The organism is Thauera sp. SWB20, assembly GCF_000831325.1.
GTDB lineage: Bacteria > Pseudomonadota > Gammaproteobacteria > Burkholderiales > Rhodocyclaceae > Thauera > Thauera aminoaromatica.
The window spans coordinates 129,638-154,439 of sequence record NZ_JTDM01000011.1 but is presented as its reverse complement, the minus strand read 5'-3'; the positions used below and the strand labels follow the sequence as shown (position 1 = coordinate 154,439).

Genomic DNA, 24,802 nt, shown 5'->3' with positions numbered 1-24,802 from the left:
CGCGCCGCGCCGTCGCAAAGCAACTTGACCACGGCCTCAGTCTCGTGCCGCACCTCGCGGTTCGCCAATCATTCTGCTAGAAAACACGCTCTGGAGTTCTGCCGCGCAGACTCCTAGCCCAGCGTCGCGGTCGCGAGCTTGGCGCCGAAGCCGATGAAGACCCCGCCCACCCCCGCGGTCGCCCCCGCAGCCATGCGGCGGTGGCGGCGGAACTGCGCAGCCAGGCGCGCGCCGGCGAAGATCAGCGTGGACAGGTAGAGCACGCTGCACACCTGCACGATCACACCCAGGATCACGAAGGACAGCGCCGGGTGTTCGTAGGCCGGATCGACGAACTGGATGAAGAAGGACACGAAGAACAGGATCGCCTTGGGGTTCATCAGGCTGATCAGCAGCGCGGTGCGGAAGGGGTGCGGCGTGCTGCGCAGCGGCGGATAGTCGGGCTTGCCGTCGCCGACCGCGTCCGCCGTCTCGTCCCCGCGCCGCCAAGTCGCCAGCGCGCCGCGCAGCAGGGCCAGCCCCACCCAGGCCAGGTAGGCCGCACCCGCGTACTTGATCACCATGAACAGCTCGGGCGTGGCCCGCAGCACCGAGGCCATGCCGGTCACCGCGAGCAGCATCAGGACGGTGTCGCCGACGAAGATCCCCGCCGCGCCCTGGTAGCCGGCGCGCACCCCCCAGCGCGAGGCCGCCGCCATCACGTAGAGCGAGTTGGGGCCGGGCAGCAGGACGATGAAGATGGTGCCGAGGACGAAGGTGAAGAGGTCGGTGATGCCGTACATGTTGGCGCGCGCGGGGTCGGGTTGGGAGTCGGAGCCGGCCCTTACTTTGCCACGCCCGGCCGGTCACGGCCAGCAAGCAGCGCATTCGCACCGACCGACATCCAGCCGCGCCGCTCGATCGCGACTCGCGTCGCTCCTACAGCACGCCTCCGGACGCGCGGCGCCTGGCGTGAGAGCGACGCAAGTCGCGATCGGCTGCGGCCCCGCAGGCGCGGTGCTTGCCGTGGGAGCGACGCAAGTCGCGATCGGATGCGGCCCCGAACGCGCGGTGCTTGGCGTGGGAGCGATGCAAGTCGCGATCGGCTGCAGCCCCGAACGCGCGGTGCTTGGCGTGGGAGCGACGCGAGTCGCGATCGCGTGCGGCTCCGGACGCGCGGTGCTTGCCGTGGGAGCGACGCGAGTCGCGATCGGATGCGGCTCCGGAAGCGCGGTGCTTGCCGTGGGAGCGACGCGAGTCGCGATCGGGCCGTGCAGCCCAGTGCTGAGCCGGCCTCATTGGCGCTGCGCGGTGAACTCCAGTGCTGCATCGACCGAATGGCTGCGGCGGATCTGCAGGCGCACGCGCAGCGTCTCGCCCTCGCGCCAGACCTCGTAGAGCTGGCCCATCTCGCGCGGCGGCTCGTTGCCGGACACGGTCTCGCTGCGGGTGAGGAAGCGCAGCCGCCCGTCCCCCCACGCCACCGCCTCCAGCGCGCGCGGCACGCCGAGGAAGCTCGCGCTGCCGCCGATGCGGCCGTCCTCCAGCGTGAACACGTAATGCTCGCGCAGCGTCAGGTTCCACGGATAGGCGACCTCGGCGCTCCATGCGCCGACGATCGCCTGCAGCCCGCCGTCGCCATCCCGCAGCCACCACCAGCCGCCGCCGAGTGCGAGGACCAGCGCCGCGATCGCGGCCGCGAGCGCCCGCCGTCCACGCACCGGTGCGGGCGACACGGGCGGCGCCACCCACTGCACAAGCGCCGCCTCCAGGCGGGCGAGATCCGCAACCCAGCCGGCATCGCCGAGCGCGAGCGCGTTGCGGTTGGCCAGCCCGCGCAGGGTCGCCGGCAGCGCCTCGGCCGCGGGCATCGTCGCCCCGCCGACCAGCACCGGAATCAAGGGTTTCCCCGAGGCGAGCGCGAGCTCGACCTCGCGGCGCACGTAGTCGCCGGGATCGTCGAGCCGACGCCCGCGCCCGTCGCGCGCGTCGAGCCAGCGCGTACCGATCACCACCAGCACCGCCTGCACCTGCCGCAGGGCCTGCTCGATGACCACACCGAAATCGGCCCCTGCGGCGATGTCGTCGACATCGCGGAACACGCTGTCGGCGCCGAAGCGGCGTTCGAGCGCGTCGGCGAGCCGCCCGGCGAAGCCGGCGCTGTCGTCGCGGCGGTAGGAGATGAAGACCTTGGACATGGGGCGGCAAAGCGCGGAGAGATCCTGCATTCAAGCACCCCCCCCGCCCCCCCGCCAGCACCGCCACCGAACCACACGACCGCGACTCGCGTCGCTCCCACAGAAACCAGCGTACCCGCAGCCGCACCGTAGGAGCGACGCAAGTCGCGATCGCGGCCTTCGAGCCACCACCGCCCACCGCCGCCGAACCGCCCGATCGCGACTCGCGTCGCTCCCACAGAAACCAGCGCGCACCCGCAGCCGCACCGTAGGAGCGACGCAAGTCGCGATCGCTGCGTGCGGGACGGCGAGGACGCGCGGCGGGGGGTCGCCGTCCCGCGTCGCTCCTGCGGAAACGTCGCACCGCGGGGCGGGGGCTCAGCTGGCGCGGGTGTATTGCTCGATGGCGGGGCCGATGGCCTGGAGCGCGAGGATGCGGGTGGCCGCACCGAGGCGGATGGCTTCCTTGGGCATGCCGAAGACCACGGAGCTGGCCTCGTCCTGGGCGATGGTCTGGGCGCCGGCGTCGAACATCTCGCGCAGGCCGCGGGCGCCGTCGTCGCCCATGCCGGTCATGATCACGCCAAGCGCGTTGCGCCCGGCGCAGCGGGCGACCGAGCGGAAGAGCACGTCGACCGAGGGGCGGTGGCGGTTCACCGGCGGGCCGTCGCGCACCTCGACGAGGTATTGCGCGCCGCTGCGCCGCACCGTCATGTGGCGCCCGCCGGGTGCGATGAGCACCCGTCCGGGGAGGACGCGCTGTCCGTCCCGGGCCTCGAGCACCTCGAGGGCGCACACCTGGTCGAGGCGCTGGGCGAACATCGCGGTGAACTTCTCCGGCATGTGCTGCACCACGACGATGCCGGGCACGGTGCGCGGCAGGCCGCGCAGCACCGCCTCGAGGGCCTGGGTGCCGCCGGTGGAGGTGCCGAGCGCGATGATGCGGTCGGTGGTCTCGGCCATGGCCTCGGCGCGCGCGGGCGCCACGGCGGCGGGCACGATCGCGGTCGCCGCGGCCGGGCGCGCGAGCGCGCCGCCGGGCGCGCCGTTCGATCCGCCGCGCGCGCCCGACCCGGCCGGTCCGGCGCCCGCTGCACCGCGCGCGGCCGCCACGCCGACGCCCGGAGCGGCAGCCACGCCCGCTCCGCCAGGCCCCGTTGCGGAGCCGATTTCCGCTCCGGACCCTGCTCGACCACCAACGCCGGGACCACCCCCGCCGACGCCCGCCCCCGCCCGTAGCGCGCGCAGGTTCGCACGCGCCGCGGCGCGCACGGCGGCGACGAGTTCCTGGGCGGAGTCGGTGAGGAAGCCCTTCAGGCCGAGCGTGGGCTTGGCGATGATGGAGACGGCGCCGGCGGCGAGCGCCTGCATGGTGGTCTCGGCGCCGCGCGAGGTGAGCGTGGAGCACACGATGACCGGGGTCGGGCGCTCGGCCATGAGCTGGCGCAGGAAGCTGATGCCGTCCATGCGCGGCATCTCCACGTCCAGGGTGATCACGTCGGGCCAGTCGCGGCGCATCTTGGCCATGGCGAAGAGCGGATCGGAGGCGGTGCCGACGACCTCGATGCCGGGTGCGGCGGAGAGGATCTCGCTCACCACCTGGCGCACCACGGCGGAGTCGTCGACGACGAGGACACGGATGGGGGCGTTCATGCGGCCTCGCTCGCGGATTCCGGGTGAACTCCGGGGTGGGCTTGGGAGGGGACTTCGGTGTGGATCACCGCGGCGCTCGCCGCCGCCGGAGCGACGTGGCGCAGCCAGACCTCGCCGCTGCCGATGTCGAAGATCAGATTGCGGTGGCCCTCGCCCTCGACGTGGGCGGCGCGCACGCGAAAGCCGTGCGTGCGCAGCAGCATGCGCGCGGCCTCGACGTTGCGCGTGCCGACGTCGAGCGCGGCGGGAGCGCCCGCGGCGTGGCGGCTGCGGAACATGCGTCCGCCGCCGAAGAGCTTGACCTGGTAATCCTGCGGCCGAGTGTGGGCGGCGCGCAGCTCGCGCAGGAAGAGCGCGATCGCGTCCCCGGCATAGCGCCCGTCCAGGCCATCGGCGCACGCACGCACGCCGCGCTCGGGGAGCATGAAGTGGCACATGCCGCCGATGCGCAGGCGCGGATGCCACATCGTGATCGACACGCAGGAGCCGAGCAGGGTGCGGATGCGCGTGTCGCGGTCGCCGAACCAGAACTCGCCGGGCTGCAGGAAGATCTCGATCGTGTTGCGCGAAGCCGGCCGCATGCTCACATTCGCCGGTAGATGGTGGGCCGCTCCTGGCGCAGGCCGAGGTCGAGGCCGTTGAGGCTCTCCGAGTGGCCGATGAACAGCCAGCCACCCGGCCGCATCTGGCGCACGATGCGTTCGACGATGCGGCGCTTGGTCGGCAGGTCGAAGTAGATCAGCACATTGCGCAGGAAGACGACGTCGAAGTCGCCGACACCGGCGAGGTTGCCGTTGAGATTGACCTGGGCGAAGCGCACCCGTCGGCGCAGCGCCGCGTCGACCTGCAGCGTACCGTCGCGGCTGCCTACGCCGCGCAGGCAGTAGCGCCGCAGGTAGTCGGGCGGGATGCCGTCGATGCGGTTCATCGCATAGACGCCGCCGCGCGCCTTCTCCACCACCTCGCGGCTGATGTCCGAGCCGAACACCTCCCAGGGCGCGTCGCCGCCGAGACGGTCGGCGAGCACCATCGCCAGGCTGTAGGCCTCCTCGCCGGACGAGCTCGCCGCGCTCCAGAAGCGCGGCGTGCGCGTGCGCCCGAGCGCGGGCAGCACGCTTTCGGCGAGGAAGTCGAAGTGCTTGGGTTCGCGGAAGAAATAGGTCTCGTGGGTGGTGAGCAGGTCGACCATGCGCTCGAACTCGTCGTGCGCGCCGGCGCTCGACACCAGGCGATGGTAGTCGCCGAAGCTGGCGAGCCCGAGCGCGCGCAGCCGCCGCGCCAGGCGGCCGCTGACCAGGCTGATCTTCTGCGGCGGCAGGTCGACGCCGGCGGCCCGATGCATGAGCGCGCGGAACTGCTCGAACTCGGCCTGGGTGATGCTGATCTCGGACATGCGTGGCCTCCCGGAGGACCGGCTCAGTGCTCGGCGGCGCCGGCGAGCGCGCCGATGCCGGCGAGTTCGTCGATCGAGAACACCCGCCCGACCTCGAGCAGGATCACGAAGCGCCCTTCGCGGCGCGCCATGCCGGCGATGAAGTCGGTGCGGATGCGGGCCCCGAAGGACGGCGCCGGCTCGATGTCGGCGGCGGCGATGTCGATGACCTCGCTGACGCCGTCGACCATCACGCCCAGCGTCTGCGTGCCGGCCTCGCCATCCACCTCGACGATGACGATGCAGCTGCGCCGCCCGCTGCGAATGCGCTCGCGGCCGAAGCGCGCAGCAAGATCGATCACCGGCACCACCGCGCCACGCAGGTTGATCACTCCGCGCACGGTGGGCGGCGTCATCGGCACCTCGGTGAGCTCGCCGAATTCGATGATCTCACGGATCTGCAGGATGTCGATGGCGAAGACCTCGCCGCCGAGCGTGAACACCAGGTACTGGCCGCCCGCGGCCGCGGCGGCACGCAGGCTGGCAGTGGCGGGGACGACCGGCTGAAGACTGGATTGCGACATGGCGCTCCCCGCTCAGAAGCGCACGTATTCCGGGTCCGCGGCGGCGGACGCGAAAGCCGGCTGCGCGTTGCCGAGGCCGATGCGGCGCGGCTCGCGCGTGCTGCGCGCAGGCGCCGGCTGGCCGCGGGTGGTGCGCGCGGCGCCGCCATCGCCGCCGGCGAGCTGCGCCTGCGGGTCGAGGCGGAACTGCGCCACCAGGCGCTGCAGCTGCTCGGCCTGGCTGTTCATCTCCTCGGCGGTCGCCGACAGCTCCTCCGAAGCCGAGGCGTTCTGCTGCGTGGTCTGGCTGATCTGGCTCATGGCGATGTTGATCTGCCCCGCGCCGGCCGACTGCTCCTCGGACGAGGCGGTGATCTCCTGCACCAGCTCGGCGGTCTTGCGGATCGAGGGCACGATCTGCTCGAGCAGCGCACCCGCGCGCTCGGCGGTCTTCACGCTGGAGCCGGCCAGTTCGCCGATCTCCTGCGCCGCGACCTGGCTGCGCTCGGCGAGCTTGCGCACCTCGGCCGCCACCACCGCGAAACCCTTGCCGTGCTCGCCGGCACGCGCCGCCTCGATCGCGGCGTTGAGCGCGAGCAGGTTGGTCTGGTAGGCGATGTCGTCGACGATGCCGATCTTGTCGGCGATCGAACGCATCGCTTCCACCGTCGCGCGCACCGCATCGCCGCCCTCGTCGGCGTCGGCGGCGGACTTGCTCGCCATGCCGTCGGTGACGCGGGCGTTCTCGGTGTTCTGGCCGATCGAGGCCGACATCTGCTCGATCGAGGCCGAGGTCTCCTCCAGACTGGCGGCCTGCTCGGACGAGCCCTGCGCCAGCGACTGCGAGGTCGCGCTCACCTGCTCGGAGGCCGCCGACAGGGCGTCGGCCGCGCCGCGCACCTCGCCCAGGGTGTGCGACAGGCTGCCCACCATGCGTTGCATGGCCGCCAGCACGCTGGCGCTGTCGCCGGCGCGCAACTGCACGTCCACCGTGAGGTCGCCGGCGGCGACCTTGCGCGCGATCTCCGCGGCGTAGTCGGGCTCGCCGCCGAGCTGGCGCAGCAGGCCGCGGGTGATCAGGATCGCCACCGCCACGCCCACCAGCAGGGCGATGCCGCCCAGCACCGACATGGTCAGCGTGGCCGCGGCGACGGTCGCGGCGGTCGCGCTGCCGGTACCGGAGAGCAGTTCGCCCTGGTAGGCGGTGAGCGCGTTCACGCGCTGGCGGTACTGCACCGCGATGGCGTCGTAGTCGCCGCGCAGGAAGGCGCGCGCCTCGTCGGCACGGCCCTGCTCGACGAGCTCGATGAGGCGGTTCTGCGCCGGGATGAAGCGCTGGCGGCTGTCGAGCACCTCGGCGAAGAGCTCCTTGCCGCGCGGCTGCACCAGCATCGGCGCGAGCGCGTCCCAGGCCTTGCCGATGCGCTCGCGCCCGCCGAGCATGCGGTCCTTGGCACGGCCGATCTGCTCGCCGTTCTCGGCGATGACCAGCTCGCGCCCGCCGAGGGCGATCTCGTTGACCCCGACCAGTCCGTCCTGCAGCAGCTGCGTCTTGGGCCACAGCTCGTCCACCACCACGTCGACATCGTGCTTGATGTCGGTCAGGCGCAGGATGCCCACCGCGAGCAGCGTCCCCAGCAGCACCAGCACGAGGCCGAAGCCCAGCCCCAGCTTCATACCCACCTTCATGTTCCTGAACATTCGCTTTCCCCTGTTTCCGGTTTCTTCTGCAGCATTCATGCAGCAAGGAAGCGCGCCCGCGGCGCACCCCCGGTGTCGCGGCCCTCGTGCGCGATCGCACGCTGGACCAGTTGTGGCACGTCCAGGATCAGCGCCACCTCGCCGCTGCCCAGGATGGTGGAGCCGGCGATGCCGGCGACGCGCTCGAAGAGCGGCCCGAGCGGCTTGATCACCGCCTGGCATTCGCCGAGCAGATGGTCCACCGCGATCCCCGCCTGGCGCCCGCCGAAGCGCACCACGACCACGTTCTGCCGCGGCGGCGGTGCGCCCTCGAGCGCGAACAGGGCGCGCAGGCGCAGGAAGGGCAGGACCTGGCCGCGCAGGTCGAGGTAGCCGGCGGCGCCGGCGTCGGCCGGCAGCTCGATGCACTCGACCACCGCGTCGAGCGGCAGGATGAAGGTGGCGCCGGCGACACCGACCTGGAAGCCGTCGATGATCGCCAGCGTGAGCGGCAGGCACAGCCGCATCGTGGTGCCGCAGCCCGGCGCGCTGTGGATGTCGAGGGTGCCGCGCAGCGCATCGACGCTGCTCTTGACCACGTCCATGCCGACGCCGCGGCCGGACAGGCTGGTGAGTTCGGCCGCGGTGGAGAAGCCCGGCGCCAGGACGAGGCGGTGGATCTCGGCCTCGGAGAGCACGGCGTCCGCCGCGACCAGGCCGCGCTCGACGGCCTTGGCGAGGATGCGCCGCGCGTCCAGCCCGCCGCCGTCGTCGGCGACCTCGATGACGATGCTGCCCGACTCGTGGAAGGCGCGCAGCTCGACCCGGCCGCGCGCCGGCTTGCCCGCCGCGGCGCGGCGTTCGGGCGATTCGATGCCGTGGTCGAGGGCGTTGCGCACGAGGTGCATGAGCGGGTCGCCGATCTTCTCGACCATGGACTTGTCGAGCTCGGCCTCGGCGCCGCGGATCACCAGCTCGATGTCCTTGCCGAGCTCGCGCGCGAGGTCGCGCACCACGCGCGGGAAGCGGTTGAAGACCTCGCCGATCGGGGTCATGCGCAGGCGCAGCGCGGCGTCGCGCACGTCCTCGACCAGGCGCAGCAGGTTGGCGGCGGTCTCCTGCAGCGCGCGGCTGCCGGCCTGCTGCGCCTGCAGCTGGGTGGCGGCGCCGGCGATGACGAGCTCGCCGACCTGGTCGATGAGCGCGTCGAGCCGGTCGGCGGGCACCTTGACGCTGCGCGTCTCGCTGGCGCGGCGCTCCTCGGCGGCCTTCTGCTTGCCGAGCGCGGCCTGCACCACCTGGGCGGGCACACCGGCGTGCTCGACCAGTAGCTCGCCCACGCGCGGCGCCTCGGCCTGCACGTGCTGGGCGGCGAGCGCGGCCTCGAGCTCGCGCGCGGTGACCGAGCCGCAGGTCACGAGGATCTCGCCGAGTCGGCGCGGGTCCTCGTCGAGCGCCTCGATGAGGGCGAGGTACTCCTCGACGCGCGCCGCCGGCGGCACCAGCACGATGCGCGCGCTGTCCTGCACGAACTCGAACACCGCCTCGATCTCGGCGCGGGGGGCCGTGCTGCGCAGCGCGATCTCGAAGCCGAGGTAGCAGTTTTCCGGGTCGCCGGCGGCGAGCTCGGGCAGGGTGTCGGCGATGGTCTCGACGTGCACGAGCTCGCCGAGGGTGCGCAGGTAGTGGATGAAGGCGAGCGGGTCCATGCCGTTGCGGAGCACCTCGGGCGCGAAGCGCAGCGACAGGTGCCAGTGCTCGGCGCCCAGCGCCACGCTGCCGCCGACTTCGAGCGCGGGCGCGGCCTCGGTCGCGGAGCAGACGACCGGGTCCCCCTCCGCCACGGTCGCCGGCAGTGCGGCGGGGGTGGCGGGCGTCGTGGCGCAGAAGGCTTCGAGGCGGGCGCGCAGCGGCGCGCCCTCGAACTCGGGCGGAGGAAGTTCGGCGGCGACCGCGGCGACGAGGCTGGCGATGTGGTCCTGCGACTCGAGCAGCAGGTTGATCAGGGCGTCGGAGAGTTCGAGCTCGCCGTTGCGCATGCGGTCGAGCACGCTCTCGACGGCGTGGGTGAAGTGCACCACCGCGTCCAGCCCGAACAGGCCGGCCGAGCCCTTGATGGTGTGGGCACAACGGAACAGCGCGTGCAGCTCGTCGGTCGGCAGCGCGGCGGTCTCGGCGCGCAGGAGGATCTCCTCCATCTGCGCGAGCAGCTCGCGGCTCTCGTCGAGGAAGGTGGCCTGGGCCTGGGAGAGGTCCATCAGCGTGCCTCCTGCGTGGCCGGCGCGGCGTCCTCGAGCAGCGGGTCGCCGAGCGCGCCGCCGAGGCGGGCGAGGTCGAGCAGGCGCAGCACCGCGGCGGAGTGGTTGACGAAGCGCACGCTGCGCCCGACGCTGCGCTTGGCCATCAGCATGAGCTGCAGGCCGGCGGTGTCGATCTCGTCGATGCGGCCGAGGTCGATCTCTAGCGCTTCGTGGGTGGCGAGCGCCTGCAGCCAGGCCTCGCGCAGCGCGGCCACGGTGTAGATGCCGAGTTCGCCCTCGGGGGCGAGGCGGGCGACGCCGGCCGCGGGGGTGTCGAGTGCAGGGGTGTCCATGGTCGGCGCGCTCACATCACCAGCTTGGACACCGCCGCCAGCATCTGCTGCGGCTGGAAGGGCTTGACCACCCAGGCGCGCGCGCCGGCTTCCTGGCCGAGGCGCTTCTTCTCCTCGGCGGCCTCGGTGGTGAGCATGATCACCGGGGTGAACTTGTAGCTCGGGTTCTTCTTGACCTCGCGCACGAAGGCGATGCCGTCCATGTTGGGCATGTTCACGTCGGAGATGATGAGATGAACCTTCTGGCCGCCGAGCTTGCCGAGGGCGTCGCGGCCGTCGCAGGCCTCGATCACCTGGTAGCCGGCGCCCTTGAGCGACAGGCTCACCACCTGGCGCAGCGAGGCGGAGTCGTCGACGATCAGCACGGTCTTGGACATGGGGGAGTACTCCTGCTCAAAAGAAGGTGATGTCGCCGCCAGCCGGGGCGGGGTTCGCGTCGGCGCGGCGGGCGTGTTGTTCGAGGGTGGTGTAGGTGCGCTCGAGCGCGGCGATCCAGGCGGCGACGTCGATCGGCGCCGGCACCCGCCCGCCGGCGAGGCGGGCCTCGTCTTCGGCGACCTGGGCGGCGAGGCGCGCCATGTCGGCGCGCACCGCCTCGAGGATCTGGCTGACGCGGTCCTGGAACTGGAGCTGCACCAGCACGCCCTCGATGCGGGACTGCACCGCGGTGCTGTCTTCCTCGAGCGCGCGCGCGGCCTGCGCCATGGCGTTGCCGACCTGGTCGAAGCGGCCGACCACGCTGCCGATCGCCGCCTCGGAGTCGCGCACCAGGACGGCGTCGCCGCGGGCCATGTGCTCGGCCGCTGCGAGCGCCTCGGCCATCGCGGCGTGGGCGCTCTCGACCTTGGCGCGGATACGCTCGCCGGTGGCGCCGGAGAGGTCGGAGAGCTTGCGCACCTCGTCGGCGACCACCGCGAAGCCGCGCCCCAACTCGCCGGCGCGGGCGGCCTCGATCGCCGCGTTGAGCGCGAGCAGGTTGGTCTGCTTGGCGATCTCGCCGACCTCGCTCGCCATGCGCATCAGCTCCTCGGTGACCTGGGCGAGGCGGGCGACCGCCTGCGACAGGCTCTGCTTCTCGGCGAGCGCGGCGTTGAGCCCGGCGAGCACGCGGTCGAGCTCGCCGCGGGCATGGCCGATCACCCCGACCACGCTGTCCTCGCCGCGGTCGGCGGTGGACTGGCGCGAGCGCAGCAGCGCGTCCTGCAGGCGCTCGAGGATGTGCGCGAACTCGCCGGCGAGCGCGCCCACGGCGGTCTCGGTCTGGCTGCGCGAGATGCCCACGTGGTCGTGCCAGCGCGCCAGCGCGGCCTGCGCCAACTGCTGCAGGCTGGCGAGGTAGGCCTCGCGCTCGGCCAGGCGCGCACGCTCCGCCGTGGCCACGCGCGCCGCGACGTCAGCCTGGCGGGCGCGCTCGCGACGCAGTATCCACCATGGCAGGGCGAGGCCGGCGACGCCGACGACGCCCGCCGCGACGACGCCCGCCGCGCCCGGCACGAGCGCGCCGAGCAGCAGCGCCCCCGCCAACCCGGGCGCGGCGAGCGCAGCCAGGGGCAGGAGCTGCGAATCCTTCGAGGCGGGAGCCTGGGGGGCTTGGGACACTTGAGGCTTCTCCACTTGTGCCGCACCCGCCTTGTGGCGCTGCGACGATTCCTGTTCCGTGCGGACTTCGCTCACGGAGCGCTCCGCGCGAAGATGGAACCCATCCGGGGAGTGCCGTTAAACTCCGCATCCGCCCGGGGTTTGCCGGCGGCATGCATTTCCGTCGCCTGCATGTTCCCGCTCCGGGGCGTCTAGGGACAATCGGTAAAATTCCGTGCATGCCCCTAGGGGATTGGACTAGTCGGAAAGCAGGAGCAGGCTCATCGAGACGGAGGGATTCGCGTGCTGATCCGCAGGCAGCAATGGGCGATCGCGATCGCGTCGCTGATCACCGTCGTGGTCGCCACGGGGCTGTGGATCGCGAACAACCTGGCCTTGCGCGCCGAACTGGAGCGCGGCCGCATGTCGGCGCAGATCGGGCCGGTGGGCGCCGCGCAGATGCGCTCGCGCATCTTCGAGTTCCTCGCCGAGCCCTCGCCGGCCGCGCGCGCGCGCTGGTACGAGAGCCACCAGGCGCTCGGCGCGCTGCTCGCGCCCGCGCTGATGGACGGCACCCCCGGCGAGCCGATCATCGCGGGCCTGCGCGCACGCCACGCGGAACTGCCGGCGCTGTTCGAGGCGCTCGCCGCCGATCGCCTGCGCGAGGCCGCGGGCAGCACGCCGACGCCCGAGTTGCTCGACGCGCAGCGCATGGCCTCGGTGCACTTCATGGAGGCGACGCAGCAGGTGGCCAGCGACACCTTGCGCCTGCTCGATCTCGGCCAGGCCCGGCTGGAACGGCTGCATGCCGATCAGGAGCGCCTGATCGCGGGCCTCATCCTCGCACTGGGCCTCGTGATCGGCCTGGAGCTCTTCCTGGTGCATCGCCGCATCCTCGATCCGCTGCAGGAACTGCACAAGGGCGCGCGGGCGATCGAGAAGGGTCACTACGAGCACCGCCTCGGCATGTCCGGCAAGGACGAGATCGCCCAGGTCGGTGCGCAGTTCGACCACATGGCCGACGCGCTCGGCGAGACCCTGCAGGCCCTGCACCAGCAGCGCAGCCAGCTCGAACTCGCCAACCGCGAGCTGGAGAGCTTCAGCTACTCGGTGTCGCACGACCTGCGCGCACCGCTGCGCGGCATCGGCGGCTGGGCGCAGGCGCTCGAGGAGGATCACGGCGCCGCCCTGCCCGTGGAAGCGCAGGAATACCTCGCACGCATCCGCGGCGAATGCGCGCGCATGAACCTGCTCATCGAGGACCTGCTGCAGCTGGCCCGCGTCACCCGCAGCGAGCCGTCCTTCGAGTGGCTGGAGCTCGACCTGCTCGCCCGCGAGGTGGCCGAGCGCGTGCGCGAGAGCTGGCCGGGGCGCGACATCGAGTTCGTGATCGCCCCCGGGCTGACGGTCTGGGGCGACCGCCGCCTGCTCGGGATCGCGCTCGCCAACCTGTGCGACAACGCCTGCAAGTTCACCGCGCGCGTGCCGCGGGCGCGCGTCGAACTCGGCTGCCGGGAAATCGTCGATCCCCTCGGCACGCGCGTGCTGCGGCAGTATTTCGTGCGCGACAACGGCGCGGGCTTCGACATGAAGCACGCCGCCCGGCTGTTCGTGCCCTTCCAGCGCATGCACTCGCAGCGCGAGTTTCCCGGCACGGGCATCGGGCTGGCGATCGTGCAGCGTATCATCCAGCGTCACGGTGGCACCCTGGAGGCCGAGGCGAGCCCTGGCGAGGGCGCCTGCTTCCGCTTCACCCTGCCGCTGCTGCCCGGGCCGCCGGCCCCTGCACGCAACGGAACGCCTGCCTGAGGCGAGCGCCTTGACCCCTCTCCCGAACTCCGCCTCCGCCCCCTCCCCGAGCTCGCCTGCGGAGTCTCGCACCGCTCCCGCGCCGCGCGCGCTCGCCGTGCTGATGGTGGAAGACTCCGAGAGCGATGCGCTGCTGGTGTTGCGCGCGCTGCGCCGAGCGGGCTTCGCGCCGCGCCATCGCCGCATCGAGGACGGCGCCGGAATGCGTGCGGCGCTCGTCGAGGAGACCTGGGACGTGGTGCTCTCCGACTTCAACCTGCCGGGGTTCGACGCGCGCAGCGCGCTCGCCGAGCTGCACGCGAGCGGGCTCGACCTGCCCTTCATCGTGGTCTCGGGCACCATCGGCGACGAGACCGCGATCGAACTGATGCGCCGCGGCGCCCACGACTACCTGATGAAGGACAACCTCGCCCGCCTCGCCCCCGCGATCGAGCGCGAGCTCGGCGAGGCGCGCGTCCGCGCCGAGCGCCGACGCGCGCTCGCCGCCCTGCACGACAGCGAGGCGGTGCTGCGCGAGGCGCAGCGCATCGGCGGGGTCGGGCAGTGGCGCAGGGACCTGCCGGGCGGCGCGCCATGGTGCTCGGACACCTTGTTCGCGCTCTTCGGCATGGCCCCGGTGGCGGGCGAGGATGCGCTCGACGCCCTGCTCACCCGCGTGCACCCGGACGACCTCGGCCGCCTGCTGCAGGCGCATCGCGAGCTCGCGGCCGGCAGCGAGCGCGTGGAACTGGAGTACCGCATCGTCCATGCCGACGGCAGCCTGCGCTACGTGCTCGAGTGCGCCGCCCGCAGCCGCGGCGTCGAGGCTGCGACGCCGCGCCTGATCGGCACGGTGCACGATGTCACCGCGCAGCGCGCCGCGGCCGAGGCCTTGCGCACCGCCAACGCGCGCCTGCGCCAGATGTCGCTGCGCGTGCTCGACGCCCAGGAGGCCGAGCGCCGTGCGGTGGCCTACGAGCTGCACGACCAGATCGGCCAGGCGCTGACCGCGGTCAAGCTCGACCTGCAGGCGATGACCCCGCATCTGGACGCCGGCCCGGCGGTGGCGCGCCTGGCCGCGGCCATCCACACCACCGAGGAGGCGCTCGCGCAGGTGCGCGGCCTGTCCCTGAACCTGCGCCCGCCGCAGCTCGACTACATGGGCCTGGAAGCCTCGCTGCGCTGGCACGCCGAGCGCGAATGCGCGCGCGCCGGGCTGGCGCTCGACTTCGCCGGCAGCGTGGGCGAGTTCAAGGCGGAAGAGCGCTGCGCGATCGTGTGCTTCCGCCTGCTGCAGGAGGCGCTCACCAACGTCGTCCGCCATGCGGCGGCGAAGCGGGTGCGCATCGCCCTGTCGGCCGCGGACGGCCGCCTGGACCTGGAGATCGCCGACGACGGCCGCGGCTTCGACCTCGCGCGCGCGCGCCGGCGCATGCTGGAGGGCGCCAGCGTGGGCCTGCTCGGCATGGAGGAGCGCGCCGCGCTCATCGGCGGCGAGGTCCACATCGACGCGGCGCCCGGCGCGGGCACCCGCATCCGGGTCAGCCTGCCCTGTACCGCACACGCCGCCGCGGCGTAGGATTCGGCCATGGAAGGAATGCGAGTTCTGCTGGTGGACGATCACAGCCTGGTGCGCGCGGGCATCCGCGCGCTGCTCGGCTCCATCGCGGGCGTGGCCGGCATCGAGGAGGCGAGCAGCGGCCGTCAGGCGGTCGAGCTGGCGGCGACGATGCAGCCCGACCTGGTGCTGATGGACATCGCGATGGACGACATGGACGGCCTCGCCGCCACACGCACGATCGCCGCGGCGCATCCGCACATCAAGGTGGTGATCCTGTCGATGCACGACACCGGCGACTTCTTCGAGCAGGCGCTGCGCTGCGGCGCGCGCGGCTACCTGCTCAAGGACGCCGCGGTGGCCGAGCTCGAGATGGCGATCGCGGCGGTGATGCGCGGCGACGTCTATCTGAGCCCGGCGGTGTCGCGCCACCTGGTGGGCAACATGCTCGCCCGTCCGCCCGAGGACGAACGCGCGGCGAGCGTGCTGACCCCGCGCCAGACCGAGATCCTCGAGCTCATCGGCAGCGGCCTCGGCACCAAGGAGATCGCCCGCCGGCTCGACCTCAGCGTCAAGACCGTGGAGGCGCACCGCGCGCAGATCATGGAGCGCCTGGGCGTGCGCGACATCGCCAACCTGCTGCTCGAGGCCGCGCGCCGCGGCCTCATCACGCTCGGCAAGCGCTCCACAACCCTAGACGCGCCTCGGTAATCCAAGGGATTGCCGCCACGGCCCGCCGGCTTATCATCGCCGCATGGACCGGAGTGCCGGAGTGCGCTTGCGGCCGCACCCCGCAATGGAAGGGCAAGCATGGGCGAGACCGTCAACCTGCTGATCGTCGAGGACAACGAATCCGATGCCGCGCTGGTCGTGCGCCAGCTCGAGCGCGCCGGCTACACGGTGGCGACGGCGCGCCGCGTCGATCGCGCCGCGGAACTCGGCGCCGCGCTCGAGGCCTGCGCGTGGTCCGCGGTGCTGTGCGACTACGCCCTGCCCGGGTTCAGCCCCGAGGAGGCCCTCGCCCAGGTGCAGGCGAGCGGCCTCGACCTGCCCTTCGTGGTCGTCTCGGCCTCGCTCGCCGACGAGGAGGCCGGCCGCCTGATGGCGCTCGGCGCACACGACTACGTGCACAAGCACGATCTCGCGCGCCTCGCCCCGGCGCTGGCGCGCGGCCTGGCCGAGGCGCGCGGGCGCCGGGCCCGCCGCCACGCCGAGGACGGCCTGCGTGCCCGCGAGGCCCACCTGCGCATCTGGGGCGAGGTCGTCGAGGGCCTGCACGAAGGCATCGTGGTGACCAACCTCGCCGGCGACATCCTCGACTGCAACCCGGCCTTCGAGCGCATCACCGGCCATGCGCGCGCCGAGGTGCTCGGGCTCAATCCGCGCGTGCTCAAATCCGGCCGCCACGACGCCGCCTTCTACGCCGGCATGTGGGACGCGCTGGTCACGCGCGGCTCGTGGGTCGGCGAGGTGTGGAACCGGCGCAAGAGCGGCGAGATCTACCCCGAGCGCCTGGCATTGCGTGCGGTGCGCGGCGCCGACGGCCTGCCCACGCACTACGTGGGCATGTTCAGCGACATCAGCCGCGAGAAGCGGGACCAGGCCCGGCTCGACTACCTGACCCACCACGATCCCCTCACCGGCTTCGCCAACCGCCAGCTCTTCATGGAGCGGCTGCAGCAGGCGGTGGAGCGCGCCTCCGCCGGCGAGGGCAAGGCCGCGGTGCTGCTGCTCGACCTCGACCGCTTCCGGCGGGTGAACGAGAGCCTCGGTCAGGACGCCGGCGACCGCCTGCTGCAAGTGATGGCCGAGCGCATCGCGGGCTGCCTGAAGCGGCGCAGCAGCCTCGCCCGCCTGGGCAGTGACGAGTTCCTCGTGCTGATCACCGAGTTCACCGATGCCGACGCGCTGGCCGCGCTCGCGCGACGCATCCTCGACGAGATCGCCCGCCCGGTGACGGTCAACGGCCAGCTCCTGCACATGAGCGCGAGCCTGGGCATCAGCGTCCATCCTCAGGACGGCGCCGACGCCGAGCACCTGCTGCAGGCGGCCGAGGCCGCGCGTGCGCAGATCCGCCACGGCCTGGGCAACCGCCTGCACTTCTTCACCGCCGGCATGGACACCCGGGCACGGCGCTGGATCGAGGTCGAGAGCGAGCTGCGCCATGCGCTCGCGCGCGGCGAGCTGCAGCTCTACTACCAGCCGATCGTGTGCGTGCGCGATGGCCGCGTACGCACCGTGGAGGCGCTGCTGCGCTGGAACAGCCCCGCGCTGGGCTGGGTGTCGCCGGCGGAGTTCATCCCGGTGGCCGAGGAGAGCGAGCTGATCGTCGCGATCGGCGACTGGGCGCTCGAGACCGCCTGCCGCCAGGTCCGCCATTGGCAGGACACCGGCCTGCCGGCGGTGCGCGTGGCGGTGAACGTCTCCGCGCACCAGCTCGCGGGCGGGCGCCTGCCCGAGCGCGTGCGCGAGGTGCTCGAGCGCACCGGCATCGACCCCGGCCAGCTCGAGCTCGAGCTCACCGAGAGCGCGATGATGAGCGACAGCGAGCACGGCGCGCGCCAGGTCGAGGCGATCAGCCGCATGGGGGTGAGCGTCGCGCTCGACGACTTCGGCACCGGCTACTCCTCGCTCGCCTACCTGAGCCGCTTCGCCCTCACCAAGCTGAAGATCGACCGCAGCTTCGTCGATGGCCTGAGCCGCGACCCGAAGAGCTCGATCATCGTGGATGCAACCCTGGGCCTGGCGCGCGGCCTGGGCCTGCGCGTGGTCGCCGAAGGCGTGGAAACGGAGGAGCAGCGCGCGCTGCTCGCCGCCGCCGGCTGCGACGCGCTGCAAGGCTATCTGTTCAGCCCGCCGGTGGCGCCCGCGGCCCTCGGCGCGCTGATCGACCGCTTCGCGCCCGCCGAGCGCTACGCAAAGCCGCGCGTGGTCGCGATCGGCGCCTGAGCGCGGCGCGCCCGCCGCTCAGCGCGGCGACGCGCGCCTGGCCTGGCGCAGCGACCACAGGCTCGTCAGCGCCAGCGCGCCGACGATCAGCGCCATGCCGGCGAATTCCACCGCGGTGGGGCGCTCGCCGAGCTCGATCCAGCCCGCGAGCGCACCCACCATCGGGATGCCGAGCGCGGACAGCCCCGCCACGCCGGCGGACAGCCTCTGCAGCACGAACAGCCACAGCAGCCAGGCCAGCCCGGTGGCGAACACCGCGTTGAACACCAGCGCGCCCCAGAAGTAAGGCGTCGGGTCGATCGGCCGCGAGGGGTGGAGCAGCGCCAGCACGCACAGCGCGACCGCGCCGAACAGCATCTGCCAGGCGGTGAGCGAGAGCAGGTCGAAGTCGTGCGCGCGGCGCATGCGCTTGGCCTGCACCGAGGCCGCCGCCCAGGTCACCCCGCCGGCGACCGCGAGCAGGTTGCTGAAGGCGCTGCCGCCCATCGCCCAGGGCTCGAGCACCAGCACGAGGCCGCAGCCGGCGATCGCATTGGCCACCCACTGCATGCCGCGCACGCGCTCGCCGAGGACGAACCAGGCCATCGGCACCACCCAGAACGGCATCGTATACACCAGCACCGCGGTCTTGCCCGCGCCGCCGGCCACCAGCGCCCACTGGATCAGCGCCGTGAAGGCGCCGGTCTGCAGCACGCCGAGCAGCGCCACCTCGCGCACCTGCTGCAGCCCCAGCGGGCGACGCAGTGCGATCAGCACCACGAAGAGCGTGGCGGCGCCGAGCGCGGTGCGGATCGCCGAGAAGTCGAAGGGATCGACGTACTGGATGACCTGCTTCATGACCACCCAGTTGTAGCCCCAGATCAGCGACAGGAGCGCGAGCGCGGACAGCGCCAGGCGCGGCGAGCCGGATGCGGACATCGGACCTCCAAAAGGAAAATGCCGCGGCGCCCCGGAAGGGAGCCGCGGCCGAAGGGATCCGCCGGGGAGACGGCGGCGAGCAACAGTGCGGGACGGATTATGCGCCAGCGCCGCCGGGGGTGTCATATCGCATCGGTGATGTAGCCCATCCGCGGGGAGCGGGCGATCGGCACGCGGCGTCGCGCGACGGGGAAGCGCGACGTGTGCGCGCCCTGATGCGCGGCATCAGCCTGCCGCACTGCGCGCGCGCGTCTCGGCCACCTACACTGCGCGGCCCCATCGTACGTCCCTGGAAAACCTCATGCTGCTCGGCCTGTCCCTGTTCTACGTCGGCGCGGTCCTGATCCTCAACGGCCTGTGGATGCTCGGCCGCATCGGCGACCGCGAGATCACCATCATCAACCTCTGCACCGGCGGACTCACCCTGCTGGTCTGCCTGCGCCTGGCCCTCGGCGCCGACGCCGACGCGGCGTCGATCCGCGCCGCGGCCTTCTCGCTGCTGTTCTCCTTCACCTACCTGTGGGTGGCCTGGAACCGCCTCACCGGCGCCGACGGGCGCGGGCTGGGCTGGTTCAGCCTGTTCGTGGCGATCACCGCGCTGCCGATCGCGGCCGACACCCTGCGCGCCGCCGACAGCACCTGGGACTGGTGGCTCGGCCTGTCGTGGGCGGCGTGGGCGGTGCTGTGGCTGATGTTCTTCCTGCTGCTCGCCGTGCACAGGCCAATCGCGCGCGCGACCGCGTGGATGGCGATCGTCCAGGGCATGGGCACCGCCTGGCTGCCCGGCTACCTGCTGCTGACCGGCGCACTGTACTGAATGCGCGCCGCCCGCGGATGCCGCTGCGAGCCCTTCACGCCACGTGATGCTGCACCGCAAAAATATAAAATTTTATATTCGAGGTATTCGCCAGACTCGCTCCCGCCGCGAAGGCGAATCCCTAGACTCCGGTTCAAGTCGGCAGCAGACCCTGGCCGCGCCCTCCGCCCCTCCCCGACGGCAGAGGGCGCACCACCACCCCGACCCCTGCACGGCGCCGCGATGACCCGGGACCACCCGGGCGGGACGGCGCGGAAGAGACACACAAAACATGAAGGAGACGAACATGTCCGACCTCGCACTGCAAGGCGGAAGCGACCCGGTCCATCCGGTCGACGAGAAACTGCCCGGCGGGCGGCTCGCCGCGTTGGGCATGCAGCACGTGCTGGTGATGTATGCCGGCGCGGTCGCGGTGCCCCTGATCGTGGGGCGCGCGCTCGGCTTCGGCCCCGAGCAGGTCGCCCTGCTCATCTCCGCCGACCTGTTCTGCTGCGGCCTGGTGACGCTGATCCAGTCGCTCGGCTTCGGCAAGTACTTCGGCATCAAGCTGCCGGTGATGATGGGCGTGACCTTCGCCGCGGTGGGGCCGATGGTGGCGATGGCCAACGTGCAGGGCGGCCCCGAGGGCGCGCGGGCGATCTTCGGCGCGATCATCGGCGCGGGCATCCTGTCGATCTTCATCGCCCCCTTCATGAGCCGGCTGCTGCGCTTCTTCCCGCCGGTGGTGACCGGCACCATCATCGCGATCATCGGCATCAGCCTGATGCGGGTGGGTGTGGGCTGGGCGCTGGGCGGGCCGGCCCACCTCGCGCAGGGCGTGGATGTGCCCAAGCTGGTGCAGATGGTCGACGGCGCCAAGGCCAGGGCCGCCGAGGCGGGCGTGGAGCTCGCCAAGCTGCCCGGCCCCATCCCGATGGTGGACAACGCGAGCTACGGCGCGCTCGACACCATGGCGGTGGCTGCCTTCGTCTTGGTGGTGATCCTGCTGCTGGTGCGCTACGGACGCGGCTTCGTGGCCAACATCGCGGTGCTGCTGGGCATCGTGGTGGGCTGCGTGGTGGCCGTGGTGATGGGCAAGATGCATTTCGACAAGGTCGCCAAGGCCGACTGGTTCGACGTGGTGACCCCCTTCGCCTTCGGCATGCCGACCTTCGACCCGGTGATGGTGCTGACCATGACCCTGGTGATGATCGTGGTGATGATCGAGTCGGTAGGCATGTTCCTCGCGCTCGGCGAGATCACCGACAAGCGCATCAGCCGCAGCGAGCTCGCCGCCGGCCTGCGCACCGACGGTCTCGGCACGCTGATCGGCGGCCTCTTCAACACCTTCCCCTACACCAGCTTCTCGCAGAACGTGGGCCTGGTGGGCGTGACCGGCGTGAAGAGCCGTTGGGTGTGCGTGGCTGCCGGCGTGATCATGATCGTGCTCGGCATGCTGCCCAAGATGGCGGCGCTGGTGGAGTCGGTGCCGACCTTCGTGCTCGGCGGCGCGGGCCTGGTGATGTTCGGCATGGTGGCGGCGACCGGCATCCGCATCCTCGCCAACGTCGATTTCCGCGCCAACCGCAACAACCTCTACATCGTCGCGCTGTCGATCGGCTTCGGCCTGGTGCCGCTGGTGGCGCCGCGCTGGATGCAGCACATGGCGCACAGCCTGCACCCGCTGCTCGAGTCGGGCATCCTGCTGACGGCGATCTCGGCGGTGGTGCTGAACCTGTACTTCAACGGCGGCCGTGAGGACCGCGCCGGGGCGATCGAGGCGGCGAAGGCGGCCGAGGCGCACTGAGCGAGAGGCCGCTGCCCAACACGGCGCACGCAGCATGAAGAACGGGGGCCGCTGGCCCCCGTTTGCGTTGCAGCGGACGACGCGAAGGCCGCTCAGGGCTTTGCCAGGAACTCGAGCGTCATCGCCGCCATCGCCTTCGCACCGGCCGGCATCGCCGCCTCGTCGAAGTCGAAGGCCGGGTTGTGGTTGGGCGCCGCGGTGGCCGGGGTCTTACCTTCGGGTGCGGCGCCCAGGATGATGTACAGGCCGGGCACCACCTTCTGGAACTCGGAGAAGTCCTCCGAGGCCATCAGGCGCGAGGTCTGCATCGCCTTGCCGCCGCTCACCTTCTTCAGCACCGGGGCCAGCATCTCGGTCAGCGCCTCGGGGTTGGTCGTCACCGGATAGGCGGACGGCCCGAAGCTGACCTCGGCGGTGGCGCCGCTGGCGGCCGCGATCGACTCCGCGGTGCGCGTGATGCGCTCCTTGGCGTCGGCGCGCATGGCCTCGTCGAAGGCGCGCAGCGTGCCCACCATCTCCACCGCCTCGGGGACGATGTTCTCGCGGTTGCCGCCGTTGATCTGGCCGATCGACAGCACCGCCGGCTCCTTGCTGATGTTGAGCTGGCGGCTGACGATGGTCTGCAGCGCGGTTACCACCTGCGCCGACACCACGATCGGATCGACACCGTTCCACGGGAAGCCGCCGTGGGTCTGCTTGCCCTTGATCTTGATGCGCACGGTGTCGCCGCTGGCGAACTGCGGGCCGCTGCGGTAGCCGATCATGCCCGAGGGCATGTTGGGGATGATGTGCAGCGCGAAGGCGACGTCGGGGCGCGGGTTGTCGAGCGCGCCCTCCTCCACCATGGCCTTGGCGCCCCAGCTCTTGCCGGCTACCGGCGCCGACGAGAGGCCTTCTTCAGAGGGCTGGAAGACGAACTTGACCGTGCCCGGGATCTGCTCGCGCATGCCGGCCAGCACCTCGGCCACCGCCATCAGCATCGCGGTGTGGCCGTCGTGGCCGCAGGCGTGCATGACCGGCGACTCGACGCCCATGTTCATCTGCTTGACCTGCGACGCGAAGGGCAGCCCGGTGACCTCGGCCACCGGCAGCGCGTCCATGTCGGCGCGCAGCGCGACGACCTTGCCCGGCTTCCCGCCCTGGAGCAGGCCGACCACGCCGTGGCCGCCCACGCCGGTGCGCACCTCCATGCCGAGCTTGCGCAGGTGCTCGGCGACCAGCGCCGCAGTGCGCACCTCCTGGCCGGACAGTTCGGGGTGCTGGTGGATGTCGCGCCGCCACTCGACCATGCGCGGCTGGATGGCGTCGAAGCGGGTGGCGAGCGCCTGCAGGGTGGCGTCGTCGAGCGCCTGGGCGGAGGCGGCAGCGCCCTGGCCGAGCAGGGCAAGGGCCGCGGCGAGGCGCAGCATCGTGAATGTTCGCCTGGATGTTTTCATTTTGGATTCTCTCTGAGCAAGGGGTGGGGAAGGCCGGCCACGATCACGCGCAGCGGGCGCGGCCGACCTGGAAAGCGTCGGTCGCGCCCGCTTTCAAACTATTTCATGAACGCCACCAGCGCCAGCGAGATCGACGGGAAGATCACCAGCAGCGCCAGCCGCACCAGGTCGATCGCGATGAAGGGCGTGAGGCCGCGGAAGATCGCGCCGAGCCGCACGTGGGGCAGCGTGGCCTTGAGCACGAACACGTTCATGCCGATCGGCGGCGTGATCAGCGCGATCTCGGTCACGACGACGACGATGATGCCGAACCACACCAGGTCGAAGCCGTGGGCGAGCAGGATGGGCACGAACAGGGGCACGCAGATCAGGATGATGGCCAGCGAATCCATCACGCAGCCCAGCAGCAGGAACACGACCAGGATCGCGACGATGGTGCCCCAGGGACCGAGGCCCGCCTGGTTGAAGAGCTCGAGGATGCCCTCGCCCAGGCCCGAGAACGAGATCAGCTTGGCGAACAGCAGCGCACCGAACAGCACCGAATACAGCATCACCGAGGTGGTCGCGGTCTCGATGAAGATATGGCGGAAGTCCTGCCAGCTCATGCGCCCCTGCACCATCGAGAGGATCAGCGCCAGGCCCGCACCCATGCCCGCCGCCTCGGTTGCAGTGAAGAGCTTGCCGTAGAGGCCGCCGATGATGAGCACGAAGAGCAGCGTGAAGGGCCACACCCCGCGCAGCGCGTGCAGCTTCTCGGCCATCGTGGTGCGCTCGCCGCGCGGCGCATCCTGCGGGCTGATGCGGGCGACCGCATAGATCACCAGGAGGTACATCAGCAGCCCGAGCAGCCCGGGGACCACGCCAGCGACGAACAGGTGGCCGATGTTGGTCTGGGTCAGGATGCCGTAGATCATCAGGATGATCGAGGGCGGGATGAGAATGCCGAGCGTGCCGCCGGCGGCGATGGTGGCCGAGGCGAGCGCGTCGGAATAGCCGTAGCGCTTCATGCTCGGGTAGGCGACCTTCGACATCGTGGCCGCGGTCGCCAGGCTGGAGCCGCACACCGCGCTGAAGCCGGCACAGGTGACCATGGTCGACAGCGCGAGCCCGCCTCGCACCGGCCCGAGGAAGGCGTTGGCAGCGCGGAAGAGGTCATCCGAAATCCCGGTACGGGCGAGGATGTTGCCCATCAGGATGAACATCGGCACCACGGCCAGCTCGTAGGAGAACACCGCCTCCGAGATCGTCATCGGCACCAGCGAACGCGCGACGTCCCAGCCCATGACCACACCGATGCCGCCGAGCGACACCGACAGCAGCGCGAAGGCGAGCGGCACGCGCAGGAATGCCAGCACCAGCACGGCCAGCAGGGAAAGAAGTCCGACGGTCATTTGGCACGCTCCTGGGTGGCGTGGGACTGGACGGTGACGGGATGCGAGGGCGGCGCGGCGAAACAGCCCAGCAACGCGGCCAGGGCCGACAGCAGCGAGGTGAAGGCGATGAAGCCATACATGCCGCCGCGCGGGATCGACAGCGACTGGCTGATCTCCTGGATCTTGCCGGCCTCGATGGCCGAGTTCAGGAACTCGTAGGCGATCAGCAGCAGCACCAGCGCCACCAGCGCCGACACCAGCCGGTGCCACCACACCCAGCCCGGGCGTAGCAGCCACTTGTCGAACAGATCGACGGTGAGGTGGCCGCGCGCCGCGGTAAGCAGCGGCAGGCCGCAGAACACCATGATCGCCATCAGATGCTCGGTGGCGTCGTGCGCGCCGTAGAGCGGCGCGCCGAACAGGCGGCGGCCGATGACGTCGATGAAGGTCAGCAGCACCATGCCCGCCAGGGTCAGGATGAGCAGCGCCTCGACGCCCTTGCGGATGCGGGACAGATACGCGTCCATGTGTCTCTCCATGTGGGAGTGGCCGGTCCGGGCCGGCCACCTCCGGGATCAAGCA

At 71.7% G+C, this 24,802-nt stretch carries 21 protein-coding genes; 6 read left to right on the top strand and 15 right to left on the bottom strand.

Going from position 1 to position 24,802, the window contains the following annotated elements; genetic code table 11:
- Nucleotides 1-113 precede the first annotated feature (113 nt).
- The 11 genes from leuE to PO78_RS23495 form a co-directional block, all read right to left on the bottom strand.
- Nucleotides 114-782: a leucine efflux protein LeuE gene (gene leuE, locus PO78_RS02780; RefSeq protein WP_004309129.1), complete on the bottom strand. Its 669-nt coding sequence runs from the start codon at nucleotides 780-782 to the stop codon at nucleotides 114-116.
- Between the two features lie 492 nt (nucleotides 783-1,274).
- Nucleotides 1,275-2,177, bottom strand: a complete 903-nt coding sequence (locus PO78_RS02775) for a toll/interleukin-1 receptor domain-containing protein (RefSeq protein WP_043741886.1) — start codon at nucleotides 2,175-2,177, stop codon at nucleotides 1,275-1,277.
- Nucleotides 2,178-2,534: 357 nt separating this feature from the next.
- Nucleotides 2,535-3,809, bottom strand: coding sequence for a protein-glutamate methylesterase/protein-glutamine glutaminase (locus PO78_RS02770; RefSeq protein ID WP_012584967.1), 1,275 nt, complete (start codon nucleotides 3,807-3,809; stop codon nucleotides 2,535-2,537).
- On the bottom strand, nucleotides 3,806-4,390 hold the full coding sequence (locus PO78_RS02765; protein WP_004327600.1) for a chemotaxis protein CheD: 585 nt from the start codon (nucleotides 4,388-4,390) through the stop codon (nucleotides 3,806-3,808). Before PO78_RS02765 ends, PO78_RS02770 begins: the two co-directional genes overlap by 4 nt.
- A gap of 2 nt (nucleotides 4,391-4,392) precedes the next feature.
- Nucleotides 4,393-5,202, bottom strand: a complete 810-nt coding sequence (locus PO78_RS02760) for a CheR family methyltransferase (protein ID WP_004327599.1) — start codon at nucleotides 5,200-5,202, stop codon at nucleotides 4,393-4,395.
- Nucleotides 5,203-5,225: 23 nt separating this feature from the next.
- Nucleotides 5,226-5,765 (bottom strand): chemotaxis protein CheW, encoded by a 540-nt coding sequence (locus tag PO78_RS02755; RefSeq protein WP_043741883.1) that lies wholly within the window; start codon nucleotides 5,763-5,765, stop codon nucleotides 5,226-5,228.
- 12 nt (nucleotides 5,766-5,777) lie between these two features.
- Entirely contained in the window at nucleotides 5,778-7,445 is a 1,668-nt protein-coding gene (locus tag PO78_RS02750) for a methyl-accepting chemotaxis protein (protein WP_043741881.1), read from the bottom strand.
- Between the two features lie 35 nt (nucleotides 7,446-7,480).
- Nucleotides 7,481-9,682 carry a chemotaxis protein CheA gene (locus PO78_RS02745; protein ID WP_043741879.1) on the bottom strand — a complete coding sequence of 734 codons (2,202 nt, stop codon included), beginning with the start codon at nucleotides 9,680-9,682 and terminating at the stop codon, nucleotides 7,481-7,483.
- The gene (locus PO78_RS02740; RefSeq protein ID WP_004325666.1) at nucleotides 9,682-10,017 is read right to left on the bottom strand and encodes an STAS domain-containing protein; all 336 of its coding nucleotides are present in this window, start codon (nucleotides 10,015-10,017) and stop codon (nucleotides 9,682-9,684) included. The genes PO78_RS02745 and PO78_RS02740 overlap by 1 nt, the downstream gene beginning before the upstream one ends.
- A gap of 11 nt (nucleotides 10,018-10,028) precedes the next feature.
- Complete coding sequence (locus tag PO78_RS02735; RefSeq protein ID WP_004325667.1) at nucleotides 10,029-10,394, bottom strand: response regulator; 366 nt, start codon at nucleotides 10,392-10,394, stop codon at nucleotides 10,029-10,031.
- Nucleotides 10,395-10,410: 16 nt separating this feature from the next.
- The gene (locus PO78_RS23495; protein ID WP_156147756.1) at nucleotides 10,411-11,616 is read right to left on the bottom strand and encodes a methyl-accepting chemotaxis protein; all 1,206 of its coding nucleotides are present in this window, start codon (nucleotides 11,614-11,616) and stop codon (nucleotides 10,411-10,413) included.
- 282 nt (nucleotides 11,617-11,898) lie between these two features.
- Here PO78_RS23495 and PO78_RS02725 point away from each other — a divergent pair, with 282 nt between their 5' ends.
- From PO78_RS02725 to PO78_RS02710, 4 genes are all read left to right on the top strand, one after another.
- Nucleotides 11,899-13,404 (top strand): sensor histidine kinase, encoded by a 1,506-nt coding sequence (locus PO78_RS02725; RefSeq protein ID WP_004326303.1) that lies wholly within the window; start codon nucleotides 11,899-11,901, stop codon nucleotides 13,402-13,404.
- 10 nt (nucleotides 13,405-13,414) lie between these two features.
- Entirely contained in the window at nucleotides 13,415-14,962 is a 1,548-nt protein-coding gene (locus PO78_RS02720) for a hybrid sensor histidine kinase/response regulator (RefSeq protein WP_231570595.1), read from the top strand.
- 9 nt (nucleotides 14,963-14,971) lie between these two features.
- Complete coding sequence (locus tag PO78_RS02715) at nucleotides 14,972-15,652, top strand: response regulator (protein ID WP_012584960.1); 681 nt, start codon at nucleotides 14,972-14,974, stop codon at nucleotides 15,650-15,652.
- Between the two features lie 99 nt (nucleotides 15,653-15,751).
- Entirely contained in the window at nucleotides 15,752-17,890 is a 2,139-nt protein-coding gene (locus PO78_RS02710) for a putative bifunctional diguanylate cyclase/phosphodiesterase (protein WP_052484341.1), read from the top strand.
- Between the two features lie 18 nt (nucleotides 17,891-17,908).
- Here PO78_RS02710 and PO78_RS02705 read toward each other — a convergent pair whose 3' ends face one another.
- The gene (locus PO78_RS02705) at nucleotides 17,909-18,808 is read right to left on the bottom strand and encodes a DMT family transporter (RefSeq protein ID WP_043741876.1); all 900 of its coding nucleotides are present in this window, start codon (nucleotides 18,806-18,808) and stop codon (nucleotides 17,909-17,911) included.
- A 301-nt stretch (nucleotides 18,809-19,109) separates the two neighbouring features.
- Here PO78_RS02705 and PO78_RS02700 point away from each other — a divergent pair, with 301 nt between their 5' ends.
- Both PO78_RS02700 and PO78_RS02695 read left to right on the top strand, forming a co-directional pair.
- Nucleotides 19,110-19,625 carry an AmiS/UreI family transporter gene (locus PO78_RS02700; RefSeq protein ID WP_043741874.1) on the top strand — a complete coding sequence of 172 codons (516 nt, stop codon included), beginning with the start codon at nucleotides 19,110-19,112 and terminating at the stop codon, nucleotides 19,623-19,625.
- 286 nt (nucleotides 19,626-19,911) lie between these two features.
- Nucleotides 19,912-21,411 (top strand): nucleobase:cation symporter-2 family protein, encoded by a 1,500-nt coding sequence (locus tag PO78_RS02695; protein WP_040828719.1) that lies wholly within the window; start codon nucleotides 19,912-19,914, stop codon nucleotides 21,409-21,411.
- 92 nt (nucleotides 21,412-21,503) lie between these two features.
- Here PO78_RS02695 and PO78_RS02690 read toward each other — a convergent pair whose 3' ends face one another.
- The 3 genes from PO78_RS02690 to PO78_RS02680 all read right to left on the bottom strand — a co-directional run bounded on the left by PO78_RS02690 (nucleotide 21,504) and on the right by PO78_RS02680 (nucleotide 24,747).
- Entirely contained in the window at nucleotides 21,504-22,820 is a 1,317-nt protein-coding gene (locus tag PO78_RS02690; protein ID WP_004303791.1) for an amidohydrolase, read from the bottom strand.
- A 125-nt stretch (nucleotides 22,821-22,945) separates the two neighbouring features.
- Entirely contained in the window at nucleotides 22,946-24,238 is a 1,293-nt protein-coding gene (locus PO78_RS02685; protein ID WP_004303790.1) for a TRAP transporter large permease, read from the bottom strand.
- On the bottom strand, nucleotides 24,235-24,747 hold the full coding sequence (locus PO78_RS02680) for a TRAP transporter small permease (protein WP_004303787.1): 513 nt from the start codon (nucleotides 24,745-24,747) through the stop codon (nucleotides 24,235-24,237). Before PO78_RS02680 ends, PO78_RS02685 begins: the two co-directional genes overlap by 4 nt.
- Between the last annotated feature and the right edge of the window lie 55 nt (nucleotides 24,748-24,802).

Coding starts and splice junctions, on each gene's coding strand:
- PO78_RS02710 (WP_052484341.1), top strand. CDS start 15,752: ATGGGCGAGACCGTCAACCTGCTGATCGTCGAGGACAACGAATCCGAT.
- PO78_RS02755 (WP_043741883.1), bottom strand. CDS start 5,765: ATGTCGCAATCCAGTCTTCAGCCGGTCGTCCCCGCCACTGCCAGCCTG.
- PO78_RS02700 (WP_043741874.1), top strand. CDS start 19,110: ATGCTGCTCGGCCTGTCCCTGTTCTACGTCGGCGCGGTCCTGATCCTC.
- PO78_RS02695 (WP_040828719.1), top strand. CDS start 19,912: ATGTCCGACCTCGCACTGCAAGGCGGAAGCGACCCGGTCCATCCGGTC.
- PO78_RS02735 (WP_004325667.1), bottom strand. CDS start 10,394: ATGTCCAAGACCGTGCTGATCGTCGACGACTCCGCCTCGCTGCGCCAG.
- PO78_RS02690 (WP_004303791.1), bottom strand. CDS start 22,820: ATGCTGCGCCTCGCCGCGGCCCTTGCCCTGCTCGGCCAGGGCGCTGCC.
- PO78_RS02680 (WP_004303787.1), bottom strand. CDS start 24,747: ATGGACGCGTATCTGTCCCGCATCCGCAAGGGCGTCGAGGCGCTGCTC.
- PO78_RS02705 (WP_043741876.1), bottom strand. CDS start 18,808: ATGTCCGCATCCGGCTCGCCGCGCCTGGCGCTGTCCGCGCTCGCGCTC.
- leuE (WP_004309129.1), bottom strand. CDS start 782: ATGTACGGCATCACCGACCTCTTCACCTTCGTCCTCGGCACCATCTTC.
- PO78_RS02775 (WP_043741886.1), bottom strand. CDS start 2,177: ATGTCCAAGGTCTTCATCTCCTACCGCCGCGACGACAGCGCCGGCTTC.
- PO78_RS02715 (WP_012584960.1), top strand. CDS start 14,972: ATGGAAGGAATGCGAGTTCTGCTGGTGGACGATCACAGCCTGGTGCGC.
- PO78_RS02765 (WP_004327600.1), bottom strand. CDS start 4,390: ATGCGGCCGGCTTCGCGCAACACGATCGAGATCTTCCTGCAGCCCGGC.
- PO78_RS02760 (WP_004327599.1), bottom strand. CDS start 5,202: ATGTCCGAGATCAGCATCACCCAGGCCGAGTTCGAGCAGTTCCGCGCG.
- PO78_RS02750 (WP_043741881.1), bottom strand. CDS start 7,445: ATGTTCAGGAACATGAAGGTGGGTATGAAGCTGGGGCTGGGCTTCGGC.
- PO78_RS02685 (WP_004303790.1), bottom strand. CDS start 24,238: ATGACCGTCGGACTTCTTTCCCTGCTGGCCGTGCTGGTGCTGGCATTC.
- PO78_RS02745 (WP_043741879.1), bottom strand. CDS start 9,682: ATGGACCTCTCCCAGGCCCAGGCCACCTTCCTCGACGAGAGCCGCGAG.
- PO78_RS02770 (WP_012584967.1), bottom strand. CDS start 3,809: ATGAACGCCCCCATCCGTGTCCTCGTCGTCGACGACTCCGCCGTGGTG.
- PO78_RS02740 (WP_004325666.1), bottom strand. CDS start 10,017: ATGGACACCCCTGCACTCGACACCCCCGCGGCCGGCGTCGCCCGCCTC.